The 23,552-nt window shown below is 50.3% G+C and carries 25 protein-coding genes and 1 rRNA gene; 15 read left to right on the plus strand and 11 right to left on the minus strand.

Annotation, left to right across the window (positions count from 1 at the left end; genetic code table 11):
* Positions 1–63 precede the first annotated feature (63 nt).
* Positions 64–180 (plus strand): 5S ribosomal RNA (rrf, locus tag QJQ48_RS01770).
* Between the two features lie 134 nt (positions 181–314).
* Positions 315–704: a single-stranded DNA-binding protein gene (locus tag QJQ48_RS01775; RefSeq protein ID WP_346289472.1), complete on the plus strand. Its 390-nt coding sequence runs from the start codon at positions 315–317 to the stop codon at positions 702–704.
* A gap of 77 nt (positions 705–781) precedes the next feature.
* Here QJQ48_RS01775 and QJQ48_RS01780 read toward each other — a convergent pair whose 3' ends face one another.
* The 4 genes from QJQ48_RS01780 to QJQ48_RS01795 all read right to left on the minus strand — a co-directional run bounded on the left by QJQ48_RS01780 (position 782) and on the right by QJQ48_RS01795 (position 5,447).
* Positions 782–1,900, minus strand: a complete 1,119-nt coding sequence (locus QJQ48_RS01780) for an EcsC family protein (protein ID WP_346289473.1) — start codon at positions 1,898–1,900, stop codon at positions 782–784.
* 88 nt (positions 1,901–1,988) lie between these two features.
* Positions 1,989–2,915: a CAP domain-containing protein gene (locus QJQ48_RS01785; RefSeq protein ID WP_346289474.1), complete on the minus strand. Its 927-nt coding sequence runs from the start codon at positions 2,913–2,915 to the stop codon at positions 1,989–1,991.
* Between the two features lie 131 nt (positions 2,916–3,046).
* On the minus strand, positions 3,047–3,853 hold the full coding sequence (locus QJQ48_RS01790) for a pentapeptide repeat-containing protein (protein WP_346289475.1): 807 nt from the start codon (positions 3,851–3,853) through the stop codon (positions 3,047–3,049).
* Positions 3,854–3,935: 82 nt separating this feature from the next.
* Positions 3,936–5,447, minus strand: a complete 1,512-nt coding sequence (locus tag QJQ48_RS01795; RefSeq protein WP_346289476.1) for a P-loop ATPase, Sll1717 family — start codon at positions 5,445–5,447, stop codon at positions 3,936–3,938.
* 180 nt (positions 5,448–5,627) lie between these two features.
* Between QJQ48_RS01795 and QJQ48_RS01800 the strand changes: the two genes are divergently transcribed.
* Both QJQ48_RS01800 and QJQ48_RS01805 read left to right on the plus strand, forming a co-directional pair.
* Positions 5,628–6,767 carry an App1 family protein phosphatidate phosphatase gene (locus tag QJQ48_RS01800; protein ID WP_346289477.1) on the plus strand — a complete coding sequence of 380 codons (1,140 nt, stop codon included), beginning with the start codon at positions 5,628–5,630 and terminating at the stop codon, positions 6,765–6,767.
* Positions 6,768–6,888: 121 nt separating this feature from the next.
* Complete coding sequence (locus QJQ48_RS01805; RefSeq protein ID WP_346289478.1) at positions 6,889–8,091, plus strand: hypothetical protein; 1,203 nt, start codon at positions 6,889–6,891, stop codon at positions 8,089–8,091.
* A gap of 174 nt (positions 8,092–8,265) precedes the next feature.
* Here the strand turns inward: QJQ48_RS01805 and QJQ48_RS01810 are convergent, their stop codons facing one another.
* Positions 8,266–8,610, minus strand: coding sequence for a hypothetical protein (locus QJQ48_RS01810; RefSeq protein WP_346289479.1), 345 nt, complete (start codon positions 8,608–8,610; stop codon positions 8,266–8,268).
* A 161-nt stretch (positions 8,611–8,771) separates the two neighbouring features.
* On the opposite strand from QJQ48_RS01810, the gene QJQ48_RS01815 reads away from it, so the two are divergent.
* Both QJQ48_RS01815 and QJQ48_RS01820 read left to right on the plus strand, forming a co-directional pair.
* Positions 8,772–9,167, plus strand: a complete 396-nt coding sequence (locus QJQ48_RS01815; protein WP_346289480.1) for an NUDIX hydrolase — start codon at positions 8,772–8,774, stop codon at positions 9,165–9,167.
* Positions 9,168–9,225: 58 nt separating this feature from the next.
* Complete coding sequence (locus QJQ48_RS01820) at positions 9,226–9,861, plus strand: class I SAM-dependent methyltransferase (protein WP_346289481.1); 636 nt, start codon at positions 9,226–9,228, stop codon at positions 9,859–9,861.
* A 17-nt stretch (positions 9,862–9,878) separates the two neighbouring features.
* On the opposite strand, the gene QJQ48_RS01825 is transcribed toward QJQ48_RS01820, so the two are convergent.
* Together QJQ48_RS01825 and QJQ48_RS01830 are read right to left on the minus strand one after the other, a co-directional pair.
* Positions 9,879–10,019 (minus strand): hypothetical protein, encoded by a 141-nt coding sequence (locus QJQ48_RS01825; RefSeq protein WP_346289482.1) that lies wholly within the window; start codon positions 10,017–10,019, stop codon positions 9,879–9,881.
* 90 nt (positions 10,020–10,109) lie between these two features.
* Entirely contained in the window at positions 10,110–12,173 is a 2,064-nt protein-coding gene (locus tag QJQ48_RS01830; RefSeq protein ID WP_346289483.1) for a protein kinase domain-containing protein, read from the minus strand.
* A gap of 123 nt (positions 12,174–12,296) precedes the next feature.
* Between QJQ48_RS01830 and QJQ48_RS01835 the strand changes: the two genes are divergently transcribed.
* Entirely contained in the window at positions 12,297–13,466 is a 1,170-nt protein-coding gene (locus QJQ48_RS01835; RefSeq protein ID WP_346289484.1) for a GNAT family N-acetyltransferase, read from the plus strand.
* A gap of 32 nt (positions 13,467–13,498) precedes the next feature.
* Here QJQ48_RS01835 and QJQ48_RS01840 read toward each other — a convergent pair whose 3' ends face one another.
* From QJQ48_RS01840 to QJQ48_RS01850, 3 genes are all read right to left on the minus strand, one after another.
* On the minus strand, positions 13,499–13,756 hold the full coding sequence (locus QJQ48_RS01840) for a hypothetical protein (RefSeq protein ID WP_346289485.1): 258 nt from the start codon (positions 13,754–13,756) through the stop codon (positions 13,499–13,501).
* A 52-nt stretch (positions 13,757–13,808) separates the two neighbouring features.
* Positions 13,809–15,242, minus strand: a complete 1,434-nt coding sequence (locus tag QJQ48_RS01845) for a pyridoxal phosphate-dependent decarboxylase family protein (protein ID WP_346289486.1) — start codon at positions 15,240–15,242, stop codon at positions 13,809–13,811.
* Positions 15,243–15,305: 63 nt separating this feature from the next.
* On the minus strand, positions 15,306–16,277 hold the full coding sequence (locus QJQ48_RS01850) for a helix-turn-helix domain-containing protein (RefSeq protein WP_346289487.1): 972 nt from the start codon (positions 16,275–16,277) through the stop codon (positions 15,306–15,308).
* A 558-nt stretch (positions 16,278–16,835) separates the two neighbouring features.
* On the opposite strand from QJQ48_RS01850, the gene hetR reads away from it, so the two are divergent.
* From hetR to QJQ48_RS01870, 4 genes are all read left to right on the plus strand, one after another.
* On the plus strand, positions 16,836–17,747 hold the full coding sequence (gene hetR, locus QJQ48_RS01855) for a heterocyst differentiation control protein (protein WP_346289805.1): 912 nt from the start codon (positions 16,836–16,838) through the stop codon (positions 17,745–17,747).
* Positions 17,741–18,376 (plus strand): TIGR04282 family arsenosugar biosynthesis glycosyltransferase, encoded by a 636-nt coding sequence (locus QJQ48_RS01860; protein WP_346289488.1) that lies wholly within the window; start codon positions 17,741–17,743, stop codon positions 18,374–18,376. Before hetR ends, QJQ48_RS01860 begins: the two co-directional genes overlap by 7 nt.
* Entirely contained in the window at positions 18,363–19,064 is a 702-nt protein-coding gene (locus QJQ48_RS01865; protein ID WP_346289489.1) for a TIGR04283 family arsenosugar biosynthesis glycosyltransferase, read from the plus strand. Before QJQ48_RS01860 ends, QJQ48_RS01865 begins: the two co-directional genes overlap by 14 nt.
* A gap of 582 nt (positions 19,065–19,646) precedes the next feature.
* Complete coding sequence (locus QJQ48_RS01870; protein WP_346289490.1) at positions 19,647–20,096, plus strand: ATP-binding protein; 450 nt, start codon at positions 19,647–19,649, stop codon at positions 20,094–20,096.
* Positions 20,097–20,098: 2 nt separating this feature from the next.
* Here the strand turns inward: QJQ48_RS01870 and QJQ48_RS01875 are convergent, their stop codons facing one another.
* Positions 20,099–20,398, minus strand: a complete 300-nt coding sequence (locus QJQ48_RS01875) for a DUF6439 family protein (RefSeq protein ID WP_346289491.1) — start codon at positions 20,396–20,398, stop codon at positions 20,099–20,101.
* 79 nt (positions 20,399–20,477) lie between these two features.
* Here QJQ48_RS01875 and QJQ48_RS01880 point away from each other — a divergent pair, with 79 nt between their 5' ends.
* The 4 genes from QJQ48_RS01880 (at position 20,478) to QJQ48_RS01895 (ending at position 23,521) form a co-directional block, all read left to right on the plus strand.
* The gene (locus QJQ48_RS01880) at positions 20,478–20,828 is read left to right on the plus strand and encodes a sll0565 family protein (protein WP_346289492.1); all 351 of its coding nucleotides are present in this window, start codon (positions 20,478–20,480) and stop codon (positions 20,826–20,828) included.
* 147 nt (positions 20,829–20,975) lie between these two features.
* Positions 20,976–22,367, plus strand: coding sequence for an asparagine--tRNA ligase (gene asnS, locus QJQ48_RS01885; protein WP_346289493.1), 1,392 nt, complete (start codon positions 20,976–20,978; stop codon positions 22,365–22,367).
* An 8-nt stretch (positions 22,368–22,375) separates the two neighbouring features.
* Positions 22,376–22,558 (plus strand): hypothetical protein, encoded by a 183-nt coding sequence (locus tag QJQ48_RS01890; RefSeq protein WP_346289494.1) that lies wholly within the window; start codon positions 22,376–22,378, stop codon positions 22,556–22,558.
* A 231-nt stretch (positions 22,559–22,789) separates the two neighbouring features.
* A complete protein-coding gene (locus QJQ48_RS01895) occupies positions 22,790–23,521 on the plus strand; it encodes a lipase family protein (protein ID WP_346289495.1) in 732 nt (243 codons plus the stop codon).
* The last annotated feature ends 31 nt before the right edge of the window (positions 23,522–23,552 follow it).

The raw sequence follows: 23,552 nt of genomic DNA on the forward strand, positions 1-23,552 counted from the left end.
AGTTCACTACCTTTTAATCGACTCTCTGCTGTGCAGTTCTCAAGGCTCTGCCTTAACTGCTTTCCTGGTGCTTATGGCGGTGTGGAACCACTCCGACCCATCCCGAACTCGGTTGTGAAACGCACCTGCGGCGAAGATACTTTGGGGGTTGCCCCACGGGAAAATAGCTCAGTGCCAGGGTAACTTTCAAACAAAAAGCGCTTGCCAAATTTGGTAAGCGCTTTTTGCATAGGTTACTCTTCTAGTCTGACCGGGTAGTCTTAACTTGCAGCTTTATTGTCTGCGATTGTACTTCTACTCAGGGATGATTTATTATGTCCAGCGCAGGATTGAACAAGTGGATTGTTAGCGGTAACTTAGCGGCAGATGCTCAGATTAAAGTAGTTGAACTCCGCAATGGAGAACAAGCTCAGGTCGCAACGGCCACGCTTTATGTACGAGGTGTCCGCGATCGCGAAAGCTCGTTTACCGTTGCTCTCAATATCTGGCAAAAATCAGCCGCTTGGCGAGCCTTGCCATATTTGAAGAAAGGATCCTTAGTTATTTGCACAGGCAGCATTGAGCCAAGCCCATACGTTTCCAACAGTGATGGACAGCCTAGAGCGGGACTGAAGATGACCGTGCTAGATGTAGACTTAGACCGGGTTCGCAACGAAGAAAACGAAGCGGCGGCAGAATCTGACAAGGTAGCTGCGATCGCATAGCCTAGATACAGTGCAATAGCTCAGAGTGTTAGAGCGATCGCAGTTTTAAGCAGCTTTCCAGCTTTGAGCCGCTTTGTTCAAGAACCGTAGGAGACGGGCTGCAATTCAAAATAGCTGTAGAGTGTATTTAGAATAGCTTCTTTTTGAGCTGTCATTTCTCCGCTCTGTGCAGCAATCTGTTCGCAGCGCTCAACGAGGGGCCTTGCCAGTTCCTGATCGAGTTTTGGTAAAAGGGCTTCTAGTGGCTTGGGTGCTCGTGCATTGTCTGCGATCGCTTGGGCTGACTGCTCGGAAATAGCTAGCTTTTGCAGTTCTTGAGAAATTTGTGACCAAGACTGCTCTGGGTAGCTAGCCAAAATCATGTGGGCTGTAATCTGATCCATGATGGCCTGCTGCTCAGTGATAGATTGCATGTATTTGGCTTGGTCACGCTGAATAGTTTCTGCATCCTGCTGGGTAAACTCACCGTTTTGCTTGGCTTGGTAGAAGCGGCGAGCTGCATATCCTAAGCCGTACAGCAGAACTAAGTTGCTGGAAGCGCCGACAACAGCGCCGACCCCAGGAATAATCTCAGCAAAACTAAAACCTGTTTTGAGCAAGCCAGATCCTCCCAGGGAAAGGCCAAAAATTGTCAGCACCTCTCCTCGCCTAGCCGGATTGTCTAGCGGAAAACCGTAGGCATAGGCAATCCGGTAAATCATCTCAGACTGCAGCTTTGTTGTAGCGGCTAAATCAATGGCCAATAAAGCAATCGCCACTGGAGGGATAATATTGGTCATCAGGCCAATGCCTCCAGCCTTTAAGGCTGTATCTACAATGATGCGATGGGCAATCTCGTCTGCGCTCTCAGAGGGGTACTGCTGCTTGAGCTGCTCAACATCCGATTCTGCCTGTTCGATATCGGCCTGTCCGAGCGATCCCATCCAGCCCAGGCCAGGAATTTTAGAGATAAGCTGCAGCAGCGGATTGTCAAGGATGGGTGCAATCAGCTGCCCGGCAATCTCAGTCGTTTGTTCAACCGACTTATGGGCTGTGGCTTCAGCTTGGGTGCTAGCCTCGGTAACGGTCTTCGAGGCCGTGCCTGCTATCCACTGCAGCCCCTTAACCGCAAAGTCAGCAGCAAATTCACCGGCCTGCTGCGCCGAAGCCAACGCCTCGGCAATGTTTTGAGAAAAATCTGTTTGATTCTCAGCCATGCTTTCTATCTCCCAAGCTAGGCCCACTTTACCGCTGACTGAGAGTAAATACGTCCAACTTGAGATAGGCGTTGCCTAATTAACGATGTTAACGATATTGCAGATTGAACTGATTGTCTTGATTCACGGTCAGCACTGAGCCGCAAATCGGCACGTTGCCCCAGTTGAGGGGCAGATAGTTACCGCCTAACTGAATCGTTAAGTTTGCTTGGCAGGCCGCATTTGCGTCTAAGCTGATTGTCTGGGTTTGTCCGGGCGCTAAAGTGCTTGCTAAGGCATCAATGCCTGCAATTTTTAGAGAGAGCAAGTCAACAGTACCTCGATTAATGACTAGGAACTGGTTATCGCTAGCGGGTGCAGGAATGCTGCTGAGATTGTCACCATTAGCAGCGCGATCGCTTGTCTGAGCATAGTTGATGACACAAACGGTTTGATAGACAGCATGTTCACCACACCCAGCGCCAGCTGCTGTCCAGCGAGGGTTGAACATATTAGTGCGGTGTCCTCGATTAGCTACCCCATCATCAATAATCAGGCTCATGATTACGGCTTCAGCGGTGCGAGAACCATAGTCAATGTTCTCACCTACTGATTGCCAGTTGACGCCAGCTTGAGTCAGTCGTTGGCCTACCGTGCTGCCATCAGCCCCGATATGACCAGTAGCACCGTTTCTTTGGTCTTGGGCCTGTCTTTTGGCTGCCTGAGCGATCGCTTCTGAGTCGATGAGAGAGCCTACAGATGGCTGATCTCGCAAAAACTGAATGGCTTCTATGACGGCGCGACGTCCTTCATTGGTGCGCAACGTGCAGCGAGGACCGCAGCCACCAGGAATATTACCTTGGGCATCCATGCGGGCTAGCCAAGATTCTAGCAAGGGAATATAGCTTTGCGGATCCTGCCGTACCTGGTTTTGCTCTGCAATAATTTCCTGTTCTAAAGTTGCCCAAGTGCTGATTTCTGGGGACTGAGTCTGAGCTATGGCTTCATTGAACAGACCAGGCAATGTTTGTGGCAATAGAGCTGTCAAACAAAATGCAGCGAAGCCGATCTGGAAGCGCCGTGAGAGCAGCATAGACCCGTAGCGGATGCCTAGAATATCCATTTTTTAGTCTGTCAAAACTCAAAGTCCCAACTTTAAAGAAGCTATCAGCGTCTCGATTGTTCCAAGCAGTTACAATCTTCTTGGCGACCATCAGGCAAAACAGTACGGCAGAGTTTGGCCCCTTCTAGCTCGTGTCCCTGCAGCTCGGCCCATCTCAACTCTGCATCTGTTAAGTCAGCTCCCCAAAATGCTGCTTTCCATAGCTCAGCCGCCCGCAGCGAGGCTCCCGTCAAATTTGCTTCCTGCAAACTGGCCCCGGTGAGAATAGCATCTCGTAGATTCGCTTTGTGCAGATTGACGCCACGCAGGTTAACGCCTTTCAGATTTGCTTTTTGCAAGTCGGCTCCCCTTAAATTGGCACCTCTAAAATCCACTCTTTGCAGGTTAGCGCCGCAAAGAATAACGCCTTGCAAATTTGCGCCTTGCAAATTGGCTTCAGGCAGTTCAATCTGGGCCAAGTTAGCCCCAGGGGCATCCAATCCTCGCAAAGAGATACCGTCGTGATGCAGATCTTGCAAGGCTCGCTGCCGTGCATAGCTAGTAGAAACTTTGGCCGCTGCTGCACTATCAATTACACGCCATGCCTCGTAATGCTTTTGAGCTTTGCGATCGGGAGCACCTTTGAAATACAGAATAACCGCCGCTACGATTGCGATCGATTCAGCTTCAGAGAAGAGGATTTGTAGAGCTTCGCGAGAAAATATAGTCTGAATAGAATCGACAGGAATTTCATTGACCCAAAGGGCGAGAACTGCCAGACATACAACTGAAATAGTAACTGCTAACCAAGCTGGAATTGTTTGAATACATTTTTCAAGGTGATGATGTGCTTTGAAGGGCTTCCATCTCATAGGGAAACTGGCCTCTGGCTGTTGCCGCGGTTGCAAGAGAACCCGCTAATAGAGAAACATTGCTGCATTGTTTGTATCGTGCTCAGTTTTTCAGAGATAAAAAGCTAGCAAAGGCCGGATGAATGCAAAAGTGCTGGATGTTCTCTAGGTTAATAGTCGGAATTTCATAATGGCCCAAGTAAGCGTTAGCATTGCAGGGTTGCTTTTGAGCAGCCTTTGGAATAGCGGCCTTGAGAAAACCGATGTGCCATAAAATTTTCTTGAGTTCTAAGTAGTCCATATTGATTACCCAAATAGCCTGATCGACATCGACATCACCGCAGACAATCGCCAGTATAAATAAATCAAGTTCATCTTTCGAGAAGTAGATACATTTGCCGCGAAATACTTCAAATAGATCAAGCAGATAAGGATACTGAAAGCGATACTCTGCTGCTAAATCCTTGATTTTTTGCTCAGAGTACATTTCCTCCGCGGCTAAAATCGCTGGTTCAGTCACCTTATTACCCTTGACGTGGCGTTCTAGACAAAGCTTACAAAACTGTAGTAATTCTCTTGGTCTAAGCTGAGTCCTATTGATAATATAATCTGCCGAATCTTCACGCCGAGATGATAGCTGAGCTGAAAAAACTGAATTCCAGCGACGATGACTGGTCAGCTTTTTGGCTTCTGGAAAAGAATGAACGATTCTTAGACCTAGCAGTTCGATCAGCTCGTCTCTGCCCCAGCGAATAATTTCAACGTCTTCTCGAATTTTCTGAGCATCGTCATAGATTTGTGGGATATTGTCAAAGAGTTCTTGCCGAATAGAAACATATACTTTAAGATTTGAGCTAATTAGATTTATCTTTTGAGTGGCCTGAAAAAGTCCCGCAATAAAGTAGCGAGCATCTTCTGAATTGTCCCAACCTTTGTCTAGCTCATCGACCAAGATTTTAATGCGAGTTTTTTGCAAGACTTTCTTCAAGCTTGGAACTAGCTCCTTGATTTCTTCTAAGCTGTAGAGAGCTTGTAGTTCTCTGGTTTTTGTAAAAGTTTCTTGAGATTCAAATTTAGCTTTTTCTAATCGCTTTAGATAGTTGACTAGAATACTAATTGAATTGAGCTGCTGGTTTTGTAAGTTATTACGGACATAGGCATAAATATCTTTTTGAGGACCAAGCAGTAAGCCTCGTTTATTGGCGGCGATCTTGCTAAAAATTAGATTGTAGAGTAGGTATTGCCAGGCAACAGAGTAGGCGCTTTGTTTGCCCCAGGAGCCTTCACTTTCGCTACGCAGGTATTCGCAGAGCAGCTCGTATGAATATTCTTCAGGGGAAAGCTCTAAGATCAGATTGCCTTTTCTAGCTTCTGTGAGAGCAATATATTTGAAAATTGCGCTTTTTCCCGTACCGCGATTACCTACCAGGATCGTTTTATGGCTTTTAAGAAATTTGTGGTAGGTTGAGTTTTGATAAAAATATTCGGATAGGCCAACTGCAATATCTCGTTCCGCAGAGTCTGATCCTAGATTAAGCTTGTGGATATCTAGCCGCATAAGCCAATATTTGACTACGTTTGGTTGTGTAGGTGAAACTTCAGCTTGAATGCTCAAATTTCCTCAAACTGATATAGCAGACTGAACTTTATGAGTAATATGCAATGTCAATCATACGCGATCGCTAATCTTTGCCAATACGTTGTCTATCAAATAAGCTCTGCCCGATGACCCAGGTGGAAGCACTGCGAGCCTTGTATTCTAAAAGTGCTGAAAATATAGATGCTGAGAAACGCGATGAGCGACTGGAAACGCCGACTATCGCAGTGGACAAGCCAGCTTAATGCTACTTTTGGTGCTTGGAAATCTGAGCTAAATAAGCTGCTTCATATTCGAGAGCCTCTAAAGATCGTGCCTTATCGCAGCTATGGAACGCCCAAGCGCGTCTGGCTGATGGGGCGCGTATTGCAGAATAAAGGCATCCGTTCACGACCTAAAGATGCTTCTCTCTGGAAAAACCTACTCAATATGTATCGTCGCTTTGAGAGCGATGAGGTGCCCAATGCCAGAGTGGCTGTTACTTTTGCTGAGCAGAGAGTAGAGGTTGTCACCAACCGTGAAGGTTACTTTCAGGCCGAAATCAAACTGCCAGAGGCTTTAGATGGCGATCGCCTTTGGTATTCCGCCTGCCTAGAATTGTTGCAGCCTCAGCCGCCGCAACAGCCACCAGTTATTAACAGGGGATCTGTGCTGGTCCCCACTGCCGCAACTCAGTTTGGCGTCATCAGTGATATAGACGATACGATTGTCCATACGGCTGCGACCGATTTTTTTCGTATGGTGCGTATTGCCTACCTGGGAAATGCCCGAACGCGCTTGCCCTTCAAAGGGGTAGCTACCTTTTACCAGGCTCTACAACAGGGCCACCAAGAACTAGCCGTTAACCCAATTTTCTACGTTTCTAGCAGCGCCTGGAACATGTATGACCTTTTCACGGAATTTTTAGAGCTGCAGGAAATTCCGGCTGGGCCGCTGCTGCTGAAAGATACTGAACTGTCTATAGAGAACCTGTTGAGCTTTGACCATATGGCTCACAAACGCGAAAAAATTGAGCCCATTCTGCGTTGCTATCCTGATTTACCGTTTATTTTAATTGGCGATAGTGGCCAAAAGGATGCTGAAATCTACACCCAAATTGCCCAAGACTTTGCAGGTCAAATTTTGGCTATTTATATTCGAGACGTGAGTCAGCAAAATGCTAAGCGGCAGCGGCAGCTACAGGCGATCGCGCAGGCAGTGAGACGAATCGGTACTCAGTTCTTAGTGGTTGCGGATACCGAAATGGCGGCTATGCACGCTGCTGAACAGGGTTGGATTAGGGCGGAAACGCTGGAAACGATTGCTCAAGTTTCAAAACAGGAGCGGCAGGTTGCCTAGCCCCTATTTGCGTAGCAGGGCCGTTTTGTTAAAAAATTAAGCTTCCTGACAGTCTGCTGCAAATGTGGCATAAGCTGCCTTAAGTAGGGAAAACAAAAACGTTTGGTCAAGCGGTTAAAACATGGGGACTTGGATAAAAGAAACGGCACAGGCCATATACCTCATGCAGGGGGGCTACTATATCGACAAAATCGAGAAGCGTCCCTACAACGACGAATATCGTCTCACTATTGTCAAGATGCACGAATGGTTTAGTCGCCTTGATGCACCGGGAGGAATGACAGTAGCTTGGGAAACCGACGAGCCAGAGCCAGAACCGAAGCCCACTCCCCGGCAGAAGATTGAGCTTACTCAGGTGCCTAAGTCTGTTGAGGTTAAGGAGCTTTTTCAGATTGAGGGTAGGGCTGACCGCAGCTATGTCGGTCAGTCAGTGTCGCTTTATTCAGGTGATTTTCTGGCCACTTCTGCGCCCAGGGTGAAGCCAGAAGGAACCTGGCTGATCAACTACCGCTTCTTTAGTGAAGGCAGGCGCAACCTGAAGATAAAGATTGAAGATCAAAGCATAGACTTCGTGATTGAGGTTGTCGATCCCCAGCCAGAAGCTAAAGTGATTTCTTTGAGCGGCAGCGTGGGGCGGGGCGGAAAAAATTATGCTGAAGATGTTTTGCAAGTCAAAGAACGTTTGGCGGAACTAGGGTACGTTTTTTTTCGGCCTGGAATTTATGTCGATTCCGGAATGCTGCGAGCGATTCAGCTTTTCCAGTCAGTTATTGCGGGTAGGACTACGCTGGGCGGGGATGGGCGAATTGATGTCGGGCAAAGAACCCATCAGTTTCTCCAAGCGGCTAATGCGCCTAAATGGATGCTGATGCCGATTAAGGGAGATGGTTTTATCAACTTTGAGCGGGCTGACCTGAGCGATCAGCACGACTACGGCACCAGTTGGCTGGTAGACGTGATTATTGCGGCGGGCGAACACTATGAGAAAAATCATCGCCGAGGACGGCGGTCGATTTCGCTAATTCCGGTCAACGATGTCAGCTATCCCAGCGGTGGTTACACTCCTGACCACAGCGGTCATCAATGCGGCAATGCCTGCGATCTTTCAATTCCGCGCACTGATGGCAGTTACGGAACCACTTGGCAAAGCAGCAACTACGATCGCGCTGCTACCCGCGCGATTATTCAGGCGCTGCGATCGCAGCGTTTGGTTACACGAGTTTTCTTTAACGATCCCCAGTTAATTAATGAGGGACTGAGCCAGTATATAAGGGGACATGACAACCATATCCACTTTGAGATTGGGGTACCTGCCATCTCCTAGTAGACAAGGGAGTAAGACTGAGCGCATGCCCTTGTAGCGAGTAATTGGTAGCTAAAAACTATTTTTCCTGACTGCTGTGAGTCTAGCTGTTCTGGGTGCGAAGCGATTTGAAGAGGCTGCAGCCCGCAGGCTGAAAAAACTGGAGAAAATTTCAAATAGCCCAGATTAGAGCACTTACTCAAAGACTGAATCAACTAGAGTATAAGTATTAAGTTCACAGAGGTTGACTTCGTAATCTTCAACGAGTACGTCGTCTGCGAACACGGCTAAGATCTTGTATTGGCAAGTATTTAGCTCCTCTACCTCAATCATGCCACCGCCCCCCTGGGGAACAGCCGAGAATAAGATATTTTCTTCCCAGTCGGCGCTGTTAAGGGGGCTGAGATATAGTTCAACTAGCGTTCGGCTAGTTTGATTTTCCAGCGTGAAATAAAGATTTTCTGCGCGAACAGCATGAGTGATCGTACCGGGGACGAAACTGAAGAGGGCCGCGGCAGTTGTTAAAAATACCTTTCTCATAGTCAGTAGAGTTGTGTGTGGCGCCTATCTCTAGAGTGCCCGAATAAGGGCTTTTCAGGCATAAAGAGTTGGTAAGATTTCAATAACTTTAGTTAAAGTCTTGAGCGCTGAATTCTACGTTAGCTCAGTGAAACTACGGAAAACCGCAAATTGTATCAGTCATGCTCATTAAAGCTGTTGGCTGGGTCTATGTGAAAGCTCGCCGACTTCTCTGCGTCCGCTCTGCAGGTAAAGATGCGTTTTATTTGCCAGGGGGGAAACCAGAGGTGGGCGAGTCAGACTGGCAGGCCCTATCCCGCGAGGTCCGCGAGGAGTTGCGGGTTGAGCTGTCTCAGTCATCTTGGCAGCTTTGGGCAACAATTGAGGCTCCGGCTCATGGGTATTGCCCACCGGCTTGGGTGTGTCTGACCTGCTATCGGGCAGAATTTGTCGGAGTGCTACAGCCTGACTCAGAAATTGAAGAACTGGCTTGGCTGCAATATGGCGATCGCGATCGCTGCGCCCCGGCGACGGCTGAGGTGATCGCGCTACTATTCTCGCAGCGGCTAATTGACTAAAGTTTTTTGACCGAGACAGGTGAGACAAACTGAGCGCCCCTTACTTCAAGGCTGAGCTATGACTCTTAATCAGTGGACTTCTGCCGACCATGCTTTAGACTATCTGGCTAGGGCAGATAAAATCCCTCATCGTACGGAGGGAGAAGCTGTGCTGCTAGCTCATGTGCCGCTTCAAGCCAAGCGTGTTTTAGATCTAGGTACGGGAGATGGCCGTTTGCTGGGCTTAGTCAAGCTGGATCGGCCTGAACTTCAGAGCATTGCTTTGGACTTTTCCCCCACAATGCTCAAGACGGTTCGGGCCCGCTTTGCCGAAGATGAGACAGTATGCGTCATTGATCATAATTTAGACAAGCCGCTGCCAGCGCTGGGCCAGTTTGATGTAGTTGTCTCCAGCTTTGCTATTCACCATCTCAGTCATGAACGCAAGCGATCGCTCTATCAGGAAATTTTTGCTCATCTAGAGCCTGGCGGCATCTTTTGTAATTTAGAGCATGTTGCCTCACCCAGCCAGCGCCTACACGAACAATTTCTCGCTGCCATTGGCTATGGGCCGGGCGAAGAAGATCCGTCTAATCAGCTGCTAGATGTGGAAACTCAGCTTCAGTGGCTGCGTCAAATCGGTTTTGTGGACGTGGACTGCTATTGGAAATGGCTAGAATTAGCTTTGTTAATCGGGCTTAAACCTATAGCCTAAAATTCTTTCAGCTTGGACTAGCGATAGCGAATCCAGAAATCCAGTTCGCGGCGAACGGCATCTCGTTCAGCAGGGGTGCTGGTGTAGCGAAGCTGGTGGCGCAGTTCTTGAATGATCTGGTTGCGATTGTTGCGATCGCGGCGTTCTGACTGATGCATAGTTCATACCTAGCGCTTTCAGTCTCTAGCCTAGATCAAAAAGGAAAGAAAGGAGATGTTTTGTAGCGTATTTTACAGAAATAATTTATTTCATTCTGGCGGAAGCGTCCAAATTTCAATATCGGGGCTGTCTATGCTGGCGGTAATGATAAATCCCTGAGGATGAACAACGAGATGGTCAATATGATTGGTGTAGCCAACTGTATCTAGCTGGAGTTCGCTAGTGCGAACGTCCCAAAACTTAACGCTGCGATCGGCTCCGGCACTCAAAACGAGGCTGCCATCGCTGCTGATAGCCAGATCGTTGACATAGCTTGTGTGGGCGGGGAGGGTCTTTTCTAAGGCTCCAGTTTCCACGTCCCAGAGCCTGAGAGTGGTGTCGGCGCTGCCGCTGATTAGATCAGCTCCGTCCGGGCTAAACTGAATCGCATTGACAAAGCTGGCATGACCCGACAAAACATGGATGGCTTCACCGCTGTTTAAATCCCAAAGCCGGATAGTTTTATCGGCGCTGCCGCTTGCTAGAAGCTGATTGCTAGGACTGACGGCAAGAGCGTTAATGGCGCTGGTGTGGGCTGTCCAAGTATCTAATAGGTCTCCGGTAGACAAGTCCCAGCGCTGAATGACGCCTTCAGCATTACCGCTGATGATCTGCTGGCCGTTGCGGGTGATAGCTAAGGCATTGATTGAAACTGAGCTATCTGCAAACGTTTGCCGCGTTTCCCCAGATGCCAAATCCCAGAGCCGAATTTCACCGTCGGCGCTACCGCTGGCTAGCTGCTGCCCGTCTGGACTCACCGCGATCGCGTTGATAAAGCTGGTGTGCCCGCGCAGGGTTTGTAAAACTTCGCCACTGGTAAGATCCCAAACTTTAACTGTTTTATCGGCGCTAGCGCTGATGAGCTGATTATTACCCAAAGTCAGCAGCAGAGCATTGATGGGGTTGGCGTGTCCTTGTAAAACCTGTAGGGGATTAACCGTAGCGACTTCGGCAGGCACCGACGGAGAGCCGTTCCACGGAAACCAGGTTTCTTGCTGAACGCCGTGCCAAATCCCAGCCGTGAGCGTGACCAGCAGCCCCAAAACGGCAAGCCCTATGAAGCGGGACTGCCAGCTAGAGCGCGATCGCATCTGAGTCAGGAGTTGGCTTTGCCAGGCTGTGTGATTATCGGGCTGCGTAAACTCAGAAGATGGAACGGTGGAAGTGATGTTTCGGCTGGGGGGTCGAGAACTGGAAGCAGCGGTTTGTAGTGCCTGTAGCTCCGTCAAAATGGCCTGTGTGTCGGGAGGACGATCCATCGCTCTAGGCGAAATCATTCGATCGAGTAGCTGAGCAAAGCGAGGAGAAAGCTGAGGGACGGCGGTGCGCCAGTTGAACTCGTTGCTAAAAGAGTTGTAGATACCGCTGTCTGTAGGATGTTTAGCCGTGAGCAAATAGATCAGGGTGCGGCCTAGAGCGTAAAAATCGGACTGGGGAACTGCCTGCCCCTGCTCTTGTTCGGGGGGCGTATATCCGGCTGAGCTGAGGGCAGTGATGCCGCCCGACTGACCGAGCTGAGCTAGATAGGTGGCGGTGATGTGCCGGGCGGCCCCAAAGTCCACCAGCACTAGCTGGCCGCTGGAGCGCAGCATAATATTTTCGGGCTTGATATCGCGGTGGAAGTAGTTTTGGTGATGGATCAGGTGCAGGACTTCTACAAGCTGATACAGCCAGTCTAGAGCCTGCTTTTCGCTAATCGGATTGTTGCCCTGCTGCTGCATCCACTGACGCAGATTCGGTCCGTCGATTTTCTCCATGACGATGCAGTGCAGCGGCTGGCTGCTGTCAGAAGGAATGAAGGTGAAATATCCGTCTGCTTCAACCTGGGGAATGCCAGGATGCTGAAGCTGACTTAGCACTCTGGCTTCTTGCTGAAATAAATCGATGACCTTGGCGTTATGGTTAAAGTCTGCTTTGAGAACTTTGAGAATTTTCGGTTCGCTGCGCTCGTAGGCTTCGTAGACTTTGCCGAAGCCGCTATCGCTGCTGATCAGCCGCATGACGCGATAGCGATTTTGCAGCATGAGTCCAGAGCCACAGCTCTGGCAAAACTGGCTGCTGCTATTACCTGGATGATCCGGCTGACGACACTGAGGATTAATACAAAGGCTCATTAAAATTAACGGTAGCGCATCCCTGCCACTTTCTATTTTTCATGGCGATTACGGCTTCTGGCTAAAAAACAGCAATATCTTTCAGGTTCTCAAGGTTTTAATTGAAGGAGGCGATCGCTAGACATGACGTTTCAATATCTCTCATTGGCTGCTGTAGATGCAGTAGAACCGCTAACAAGCGTAATGGCTCAGTGCTTTGTAGAGACGCCGACGGCGATCGCCAGCTACCTGCGGCGAATTGGCAACCCAAATTTACGGGCGCTCTATCGAGACAATACTTTCTTAGGCGGACTGGCGCAAATTCCAATGGGGCAGTGGTTTCACGGGCGCAGAATTCCCATGACGGGGATTGCTGCAGTGGCGATCGCCCCAGAGTGCCGCAATCAGGGGGCGGCCATCACGCTGATGCAGCATACGGTTGAAGATCTCTTTGAGCAAGGAACAGTGCTTTCGGTGCTGTATCCGGCAGTGCAGCGGCTTTATCGGCAGGTGGGCTATGAACAAGGCGGTAGCTATTGTGGCTGGCAAATTGAGAGCGATCGCATTGACATTACCAAGCCTGTTTTGCCGGTTGAGCCAGTTGCCCTTACCAACAAAGAACTACAGCAGGTCTATAACCAGCAGGCACCGCGCCACAGCGGTCATCTAGATCGCCATCCCTATTTCTGGCAGCGTTTACAGCCGGAGGCAGGGGACGGCCCCGTGTATGCTTATCGTTTGGGTACCGCTGAGAACCCTCAGGGCTACGTTATTTTTGAGCAGAAGCGTCTGCCGCAGGGAACCTGCTTGGAAATCAAAGACTGGGCTGTTTTAACGCAAGCGGCCACCCAGACTCTTTGGGCGCTGTTGGCCTCCCATCGCTCAATCGTCAAAACAATTCGCTGGCAGAGCGGCCCAATCGATCTGCTGACGCTAACCTTACCAGAGCAGCCAGCTACGCCCCGATTTGCCGATCGCTGGCTGCTGCGCATTATCAACCTGCCCCAGGCGCTAACCCTACGCGGCTATCCTACTGGCTTAGACGCTGAGCTACATTTGGCAGTGACCGATGAGAATTTGCCCGCTAACACCGGGCGTTATGTGCTGTCTGTAACGCAGGGGCAAGGCCACGTTAAACTAGGCGGACATGGCGCTTTGCAGCTCACCTCAGCCAGTTTGGCCCCGCTGTATAGCGGCCTGTTTTCAGCGACGCAGCTATACTATGCCGGATATTTAGAGGGAGATGAATCTACGAGAGCGATCGCCGACCAGCTCTTTGCAACGACTTCTCCCTGGCTGCCAGATTTCTTTTGATTTAGCTCTGGGCTAAGGTGACTAAGGGATAGCTAGAAGGATGCATAAACCGGCTGCGTTACCTTTTGCTTGGCCTTGACTGGCGGCTGGGGCAGCGCAACTTGAGCTTGCTCTGTTTCAGCGGCTTCAAGCAGTTGCTGATCGGCTTTAACAGCTTCTGCTTCAGCAATTGTCTGCCGCTCAATTAACCGCTGTTCTGTCCAATAAAAAGCATGAACAATGGCGGCTATTCCCATATAGCCGAGGCCCCCATAAAACGTCATAGAAATTAGCGCATCAATGGTTGGCATGGCTTTTTACCTTAAGCTTTAATGATTAATTCTAGTGTATTTGCCGTGGGGATCAAGTGACTGATGCAAACGTATCAATCCCCTGGCAGAGACGATCGATGACAGAGCTATCTGTATAGGGATTGAGCAAAACAACTTTTAGCCAGCGCTGTCCCTGATAGCTTGGCAGGGAAATAAAGACATCATATTTCCGCAAAAGATACTGCTGCAAATTGGCATTCCATTGATCCCAATCGGCAGGTGAAATCCAGTCTGGCGTACCTCTAAAACAGAGAATATTCATTTCTGGCTGGCTGGCTAGCTGCAGGTAGGAACGCTGGTGCAATTGTTCTAATAAATAGGCTGTCACCTGATAGTTTTGTCGAATAATGTGGGCGTAACCCTGGGCGCCAATGTGCTGCAGCGATAGCCAGAGCTTCAAAATATCGGCATGACGCGTTCCCTGGACTGAAAGCTCGCCTAGATTAGGCCACTGGGCATCTTCTGTCATGTAAGGAGCGGCGACTTTAAAGGCTGACTGCAATACCTCAAACTGACGAAACAAGACCATAACGCAGGTTTTCGTGACGTAGAGCCACTTTTGTGGATTAAAAGTCACTGAGTCTGCCTGGTCAATGCCCTTGAGGCGATGGCGATGCTCTGGCGAAAAAATCAGCGCCCCGCCATAGGCGGCATCTACATGGAGCCAAAGCTGATACTGCTGAGCGATCGCCGCAATTTGAGGCAGCGGGTCAATGTTGCCAGTGATGGTGGTTCCTGCCGTTGCCACAACTGCGAAAGGCTGTTGTCCCTGGGCGATCGCTTGCTCAATAGCGGCCTGTAGGCTATCTAGCTGCATCTGCGCATTTTGATTGACAGCCACCGGAATGACGGCGTCAGTGCCCAAACCCAGAAGCATAGCGGCTTTTTGCACAGACGTGTGCGCTAACTGAGAAGCCAGAATCACAGGAAGCCGCGATCGCTGGCTTAGCCCCTGTTTTAGCGTTTGCAGCTTGACATTTCGGGCCACGGCTAAAGCTTGTAAGTTAGCGAGACTGCCACCGCTCAAAAGCAGTCCTCCCGCCGCGTCCCCTAGCCCAAACAGTTGGGCCATGTGCTTAAGCAGTTGAGGCTCCAAGCGAGATAAAAGCGGCGACATCTCGACGCTGAGCATGTTGTTGTTCATGCCTGCCGCCAGTAAATCCCCCATGACAGAGGCAACTGCTGCCATCGGATCCATGTGACCCATGTAGCCCGGATGGGCTGGATTCATTGAATTGGCCAAGACTGTCCGCACCGCAGCTAAAAGCTCACCGTCTGTCAGACCTACTTCTGGAACGGTGGCAGGCAGCAGGGTGCTAACCTCTGGCAGCGGCGACTGCTGCTCAGCGCTGGCTAGAAAGTTTATTAGGGTTGATAAAGTTTGAGTCAGCAGGGCTTCTGCCGACTCATGGTTAGTTCCAGTGGGAGCAATGAAAGCAGATTTTGGCAGCGGTGAATCAGGCATCGGGCTAGATCAGCATGAGCTGGCCTATGTATGGTATCGCTCTTAGCTGGTCTATTTAAGTGCTCAGAGCCGCTTTAGGGTTTCTGAAGGGGACTCGCCAAACATCGCCTTGTAGTCCACTGAAAAATGACCCATATGGTGAAACCCCCACTGACGGGCAATATCAACCACTTTTTCTGTGCGCGGATCAGCTAGCTTCAGATAGCGGCGTACTTGGTTAAGCCGCCTCGCCTTCAGGTAAGCCATCGGACTCATATCAAATAGATCTTGAAAGGCGTAGTGTAGCGATCGCTCACTGATTTCCATCGCCTCACAGATTTGCCCCAAAGTCAGCGCTTGCTGCATATGGTCTAGCATGTATTCCTCTACCCGTCTGGCGAGGGATGTCCGCCTCAGAGGACGTAGGCTACTTGAAGGGGCGTCTTGGGATAGCTGGATTGAATTGAGCAGTAGGCGAACGATAGTCTGCGTGGTGACGAGGCTAACCTGAGCGTCGTAAACGCAGAGGGGATTGTCCTGCACCTGCTGAAAAACATTCTGCAGGTAGCTGCGAAGCTGGTCTAGCTGCTGCGGAATACCGGCTACCAGGCTTTTTTGATCTAGCTCTTTGACAATATCTTTGCGATTGAGCTGGTAGGCAATTTCTGACAAGGTTTGGCGATGAATTGTAATCACGAATAGCTCGTAATTATCAGGCGTGGTGAAATCAACCTCGCGGTTTGTATTGAGCAAAATCTGATTATGATCGCACTCGTAGCCATGCCAAATGGCTCTACCCGGTACCTGCAGCGGAATGCCAAATGCCAGAGTACCCTGGGGAGAGCTGCCTAAGCTTCTGACAGAGCGATTTATCTGACTGCGAAAAATTTGAATACTGCCAATCTGAATTTGCTGCAGACAGCCACAAACCGCACCGGGCTGTAGCTGCTCATAATGGATATCCCACAGACGCAGAGATTCTGAAAGCTGGTCAATGTCATAGCTCCAGAGCGACATGACCGAAGGATTAAATCGAGATTGTGTACTTTGAGCCATTGAAGACCCTCAACTAAGGAAAACATCTACAGGGGAAACTGGTCTGAGTGAGATAACTCTGTTACTCTCTTGTACTCTCTTGACAGCTTATTGACAGGATGCCACTAAACTAGAACGCTGGCTCTACAACTCTAGTTAGAATCTGAGAGCCGTAAAACGGGAATTTCAACTGGATCAATAGCTGGTGTCTTCCTCGGTCAACTCGAGGACAGAAGACGCTGCTATTGCCATGAGTGGCAGCTAATTCAGCGATACTTGCGGCTTATCGGCCTATCGTAGAACACTGCGGCAGTCCTGCGTTCTAAAAAGGAAAATTTCGCAATAGTGTAAGGCTAGCTTTGGGTAGATCCAACGAGCCTATAAATTTACCAAATGTCCAGGCTGTTTGGGTTTGCAGTTTCTAGATAAGCTCATAGAATAAGGGAATCTGAGCGACCATTTAATTGGCAGCGCTGAGAGAACCATGATTTTTCTGTTATAAGATGTGGATTGCTTGCTAATTGTTCCCTAAATGCCGAAAATTCCTAAGGAGTGACTAAGATCTCTAAACCCTCTGAAATAGCTTGGGATTTAACCGATAATCCACACGCTAGCTCAGCAGATAGGATCCTGCTGTATTTAGCCATCAATACGATGAAGCTGGGAGGGCATCGCTACGGCACGTTTCTAGATGCAGCGGCAACTGCAGCAAAATTTGCTATCTACAGCACGTATCTAGAGCAGGGGCGTAACTTGCGCAAAACGGGCTTTTTATATCACGTTGAACCCAAGCGAGTCAGGGCGATCGTGAAAGAGGTAGAATTTGCTGTGCGAGAGGGTAAATCTCTCAAGTCACTGGATGCCGATGCTCCTTACTATCTTATCGGAATTCCGCATCTTTGGCAGGAGAAGTACCCCTGGCTATCGGGTCAGCCCCGGGTTGCTTGGGAAGGCTTGATGCCTAAGGAAAAGGAGCAGCTAGAGGAGTCCTTGCCTCAGGATTTGCCCCCGGCACAGCTACTCAATTCGTTTCAGTTTATTGAGCTGTTGGGCCTGCTGCACGTCAAGTCTCAGGAGGACTTGCCGCCGGAACACCGGACGCCGCTGAGCGATGCCATGCTAGAGCATATTAAATTTCGGCTGCTGTATTCGGGAACGGTGCTACAGATTGAATCACCGCTGCTGAAAATTCCTTTTTACGCCCTGACCCGGACTCACTATTCCCCCAGGGGCGATCGCGAGCGCGCCTTTGTCATGCTCAAGGATGTGGCTCAGTTCTTTCAAATTTTGCAAGCTTGGGCTCAAGGTGAAGAGGGCGTGTTTAGGGGCGTTGAGGCTTTTGACATTGACATTCAGCAGCGGGAACAGGCCCTGAGCGAATTAGATACCCTACTGCAAGCCTGGGCTGATAAGTACCACCAAGATGGCGGCTATCCAATGATGCTACAGCTAGCCGTGGGAACGCGAACCGGAGATCACGCTGAATGTTGACCGCTGACGGGGCCACAGACTGCCTGATTATTTTTACTCGCTATCCGACGCCGGGCAAAACCAAAACGCGGCTGATTCCGGCCCTGGGCGAAGCTGGAGCAGCAGCACTGCAGCGGCAGATGACGGAGCATACTTTAGGGCGGGCACAGGTCTGTCAGCAGCAGCGATCGCTGGCAATAGAAATTTGCTTTACAGGTGCTACCCAAGCCGCCATGACGACTTGGCTGGGGCCGCAGTGGGCCTATCAGTCTCAGGGAACTGGCAGCTTGGGCGATCGCCTAGAGCAAGCCTTTCACCGAGCTGAGAAGGTCGGCTATAGCCGCACCGTCGTCATTGGCATTGACTGCCCGGCCCTAGAAGCGGCTCACCTCAATCAGGCGTTTGAGCAGCTAGGCGATCGCGACGTAGTTTTAGGGCCAGCCGCCGACGGTGGGTACTATCTCATCGGCCTTAAGCGGCCTGTTGCCGCCTTGTTTCAGTCCATAGCTTGGGGAACAGAGACTGTCTTGAACCAAACGGTGGCGGCGGCTGAAGCGGCTGCCCTTTCAATTGCCTATTTAGAGGTTTTAAAAGACGTAGACTATCCCCGAGATCTTGCTGTCTGGGAGGCAGTCCGTGACGCCTGCTAAGCGCATTTCCGTAATTATTCCGCTTTTGAATGAGGCCGCAACTCTGCCTGCTACACTGGCCTCTCTCACCCCCTCTGCGCAACTGGAAATTATTGGCGTAGATGGTGGCAGTCAGGATGACACGGTAGCGTTAGCTCGCCGTCTGGGCATTCAGGTGCTGGAAACTAAACCAGGCAGGTATCACCAGCTCAATCAGGGGGCGGCGGCGGCAACGGGGGAGATTTTACTGTTTTTACATGCAGATACGCGCCTGCCTGCGGACTTTGAGACGGTGGTGCAGCAGACCTTAGCGCTGCCTCAGGTGGTAGGCGGTGCTTTCCGGCTCAAAATTGACGCTGAGCTACCGGGTATCCGCCTAGTTGAGTGGGGCGTTTATTGGCGATCGCGCCTGCTACAGCTGCCCTACGGCGATCAGGCTTTCTTCCTGTACAAAAGTCAGTTTGAGCAGCTAGGCGGTTTTGCGGCCATGCCCATCATGGAAGACTATGACTTTGTCCGTCGCCTGGGACGCTACGGCAAAGTTGTCATGCCTGCAGCAGTCGTTACGACTTCCGGTCGCCGCTGGCAGCGGCTCGGCGTTTGGCAAACAATGCTGCTCAACCAGCTAATTGTTTTAGCCTATGCCTGCGGCGTTTCCCCCCGGCGACTAGCGAATTGGTATCGTTGCGGTGTTACCCCTAAAAAGTAGCGATCGCCTGCGTAAGATCCCGGAATACTGAAGGCCACACAGCAAAATTGAGCAATCTTAGTTTATTCAATTTAATCACGAAGTAATTCGCTCAGCTAACTTTCTTGAAGAGAATTGTCAAAACCCAATAAGTCTTTTCAAGCGCTCGCGAGAGCGACTTTAAAGATCTGATAAATTCATCGAGAATGGGTGACAGAGCGCTTTGCTTGGACCATTCAAGCTACCCGAAAGCTAGTGAAATCAGGCTTTGAGGGAACTTCGTATCTGGATAGGACATTCGTTCTCTAGGCATTTAGCCATTAAATTGCTATGGAGCAATAGAACGGCCCAAGCGGCTGCTTTCTTGCAAAAGATAGACGAGATTCTGATATATTTGTAGTAATAGCAAAGAACTTTGAAGTAATCGCTTTTGGCAAAGGTTACAAATTGACCGAGGTACTTACGTCTTTAGTAGCTGCTTTTATTTGACCATTCAGCCCCGTTCCAAAAATTAGGTAAACCGGCACGTTTGTTGCTGAATCACTGTGCATTTACGGCTGCATCAACTTTGTTAAAAATCATCTGACAACTCTGGGGGTTTCAGTGATTGCGATTTCAACACCTTCGGCTGCTCATCAGTGGGGACGTCTAAGTTTTCCGTCAACGCTCTATCTGCGTCCTATTTTAGATTTGCTACTGGCAAAAGTACCGCGTCGATGGCAGGCAGAAGTTCGCCTTGGACTTCAGGAAGCCCTCGTCAATGCGGCCAAGCACGGCAATCAGCTTGATCCTTGCAAAGCCGTTTCTGTCAAATTTTCGGTTGCCGCTGACTGTCACTGGTGGATTATCGCCGACCAAGGCAAGGGCTTCCGACTGCCGGGAGTCTGCGGCCTACCTGCTGAGACTGAGGTCGCCTACGACATGGGGGAATGTGGTCGTGGCCTGTATATTCTCTATCAAATTTTTGATGAGGTGCGCTGGGTTGAGCACAGCAACGAGCTACATCTCTGCAAGCGGGTTAAGCGCTGGACGCGGATTCCGCTAGTGCGATAGCGCTACTGCTGGCTGGCCTGAGCAGCTTTGGCCTGCTGCTCTCGGTGAGTGGGGCAGGGCGGGGCTGAGATGGAGCGATCGAGCCAGCCTGTTGCCTGCTGTAGCCGTATTTGGGCTTCTGCTGGCTGATCTTTGAGTAGGTAGACTAAAGCGGCGGCTATCTGTTCTTGGGCCCGCACTTGGCGATTGGCGCTGAGACGGTGCCAGTCGTGGGGCTGAATAGCGAGCTGAGCGGCTAAAGCCTGGGCAAGTTCTAAACTGCTAAAGTGTTTGAGAGCGTCTGCGCTAGCTGAATGAGACATGGCTGAAAGCTGGTTTGATAAATGGCGATCGCGGGCAATAATCCCAGTTCCATACTAGTGTCTAGTTAGGCTCTCAGACATGAAGTCGGCTCGTGGTTCCGGTGCTAAGGCAAAGACATTTCGCCCCCTAACGGCTGAGGACATGGGCCAGTTTGAAGCCGCTTTGAGCGAAACCGCCCAAACTTTTAAAGCTGTGAGACAGCGCTACCGCGAGGTGCGGCAGGCTCAGCAACAGCATCAGCAGCTCAGTCAAGCAGATCTGCCCCGGCAGGAGCTAGCGCGATTGCAGGCGGAGTTGGAACAGCTAGAGCTGACTTTAGAGAGTCGGCTAGTCACCTGGCGTAATTTTCAAGAACCTTTTTGGCAGGCAGTGCGTTTTGGTGGTTTGGGGCTTTTGCTGGGATGGCTGCTGCGAGGCTGTGCCGGGTAGTTTTTGCGGGCGGTTATCTAAATAGGTAGGCATCTGCAATAGCGCTCCGGCCCAGTGCAAACCTGTCAAAATGAGGATTGGTAAAAGGCTAGAAAGGGTGTCAACCTAGTATCAGCCACTCGTAGACGAATACCGACAACTACGCTAATGACCATTCGACGTGTCAAAGAGATTTTGCAAGCCGGACAGCCGGGAGACAACATTACGGTTCGTGGCTGGGTCAGAACCCGGCGAGAGGCAAAAGGTTTCACTTTTATCGAGATCAACGATGGCTCTTCAATGGCGGGCTTACAGGCGATCGCGGCTGAAGATTTGCCCAACTATGCGGACTTAATGAAGCGACTGGGGACGGGGGCGTCGGTAGAACTGTCAGGTCAACTAGCGGCCTCACCGGGGAAAGGTCAGCGCGTGGAACTGCAGGCCCAGTCTCTAGAACTCTACGGCGAGTCGGACGCGGAAACCTACCCGCTACAGAAGAAGCGTCATTCATTTGAGTTTTTGCGATCTCTAGGGCATCTGCGATCGCGCACCAATACTTTGGGCGCGGTGTTTCGGGTACGCAATGCCTGCGCTCAGGCGGTGCATGAGTTCTTCCGGCAGCGAGACTTTTTGTGGATTCATACGCCAATTTTGACGGCGAGTGACTGTGAAGGGGCTGGAGAAATGTTTGCCGTCACCAGTCTTGATCTGAAGAACGTGCCGCTGACGGATGAGAAGGTGGTGGACTATAGCCAAGACTTTTTTGGTAAGCCGACCTATTTGACCGTGAGTGGTCAGCTTGAGGCGGAAATTATGGCGATGGCCTTTACCCATGTCTACACGTTTGGGCCAACGTTTCGGGCCGAAAATTCCAACACCTCGCGCCACCTCGCTGAATTTTGGATGATTGAGCCAGAAATGGCCTTCTGCAACCTGGAAGGCAACATGGATTTGGCCGAGGCGTTCTTGAAGTATGTCTTTCGCTACGTGCTGGAGCACTGCGGAGAGGATATGGAGTTTTTCAACCAGCGGATTGACAAAACCGTCCTGGAAACAGCAGATAACATTATCAGCAGCGAATTTGAGCGCATTAGCTACACCGACGCTATTAAGCTGCTAGAGAAAGCTGATAAAAAGTTTGAGTATCCGGTGTCCTGGGGGCTAGATTTACAGTCGGAGCATGAGCGCTATATCTCGGAAGAGGTGTTCAAAAAGCCGGTAATCGTGACGGATTATCCGACCGAAATTAAAGCTTTTTATATGCGGCTGAACGAAGACGAAAAGACCGTTGCGGCGATGGACGTTCTAGCGCCAAAGGTGGGCGAGATTATTGGCGGTTCCCAGCGGGAAGAGCGCCTAGACGTGCTGGAGCGACGGATTCAGGCCAGTGGCCTACCGTTGGAAGACTACTGGTGGTACCTCGATCTGCGGCGCTATGGCACCGTGCCTCATGCTGGTTTTGGCCTCGGCTTTGAGCGCCTGATTCAGTTTATGACCGGGATGGCGAATATTCGTGACGTGATTCCTTTTCCGCGGACGCCAGATAACGTGGAGTTCTGAGCGCTGCTGTGGCTCGTGTTAGACAAAAAAACTGCGATCGCTGTGGCGAAACCGCCTCTGTGCTCTATCGCGTCCAGATTGATGCTGCTGGAGGCTGGCTGTTTGTCTGCGATCGCTGCTGGTCTGAGGTCAGTCCGAATAACCCGGACTATGTCTATGGCGGTACCTGGAAAGCTCGCAAAAAACGTTAAACAGCCAATTAACACATCAAGGTTATATCTGTGTCACAGCTTCGTCACATCCCGCTCTTATAGTTTTAGACAGTTTCGTTTGCTCCTTTTTATTGGTATCGCCGGGAAGTTTGCCTTCTCGGCTTTTTTCTTACGTTACAGTCTTTATCCGAATATTGCCATCACTTCCTGACATCATCAATGATGAGAGGTATTAATGGACTAGGTAGCCCGTTGCAAAGGATTTAGGTGATGGTAGATTATCAAGCTGCTCTTGTATGCGCCCGGCTAAGCCAGGAAGTCTACCGAGACTTTGTCAGTGATATCCAGTTCGCTGCCCTGCCTGTCGCTAAGGTGACGCTGTTTGAAAGTGACGATCAGGGAGTGACTGATACTCAGGTCGCTTTACTCTACGAGCCTGAAATTAGTCAAATGCACATTATTTTTCGCGGCAGTGATAAGGACATCGATTGGTTCAATAACTTTCAGCTGCGGCAGAAGATTTATCCCTATGGCGATGATGATTCTACTAATGTGCGTTTCCATCGCGGCATTATGGCAGCTTACTTTTCGGTGCGCGATCGCCTGCTAGCGGCTGTGCGAGAGGTCACAGTCAACAGGCTTATCGTCACCGGGCACAGTTTGGGCGGAGCGCTTTCTACCGTGGCGGCGCTGGATATTCAATACAACATCACCCAGCACACCCAGCAGCAACTAGAAGCCTACAGCTTTGGTTCACCGCGGGTAGGCAACGACGCCCTCACTGAGTCATTTGAGCGACGGGTGCCAGAAAACTATCGCTTTGTCTACGGCTGGGACTTGGTGACACAGATCCCTCGCATCTGGCAGGGCTACGCTCACGTCGAGAAAGAAGTCAGGCTTGGCCCCTGGTTTACCTGGAATATTTTTAGCCGCCAGCTTCGAGATCATGAGATTATTCGCTACATCACGGCGCTAGAAGAAAAGGTTGCTAACGGCGGCTAGGTCATAATTGAGGCATGTGCCGCCATGAGGA

Source organism: Sphaerothrix gracilis Ecp01 (assembly GCF_030405905.1).
In the GTDB taxonomy this organism is placed as follows: domain Bacteria; phylum Cyanobacteriota; class Cyanobacteriia; order Phormidesmidales; family Phormidesmidaceae; genus Sphaerothrix; species Sphaerothrix gracilis.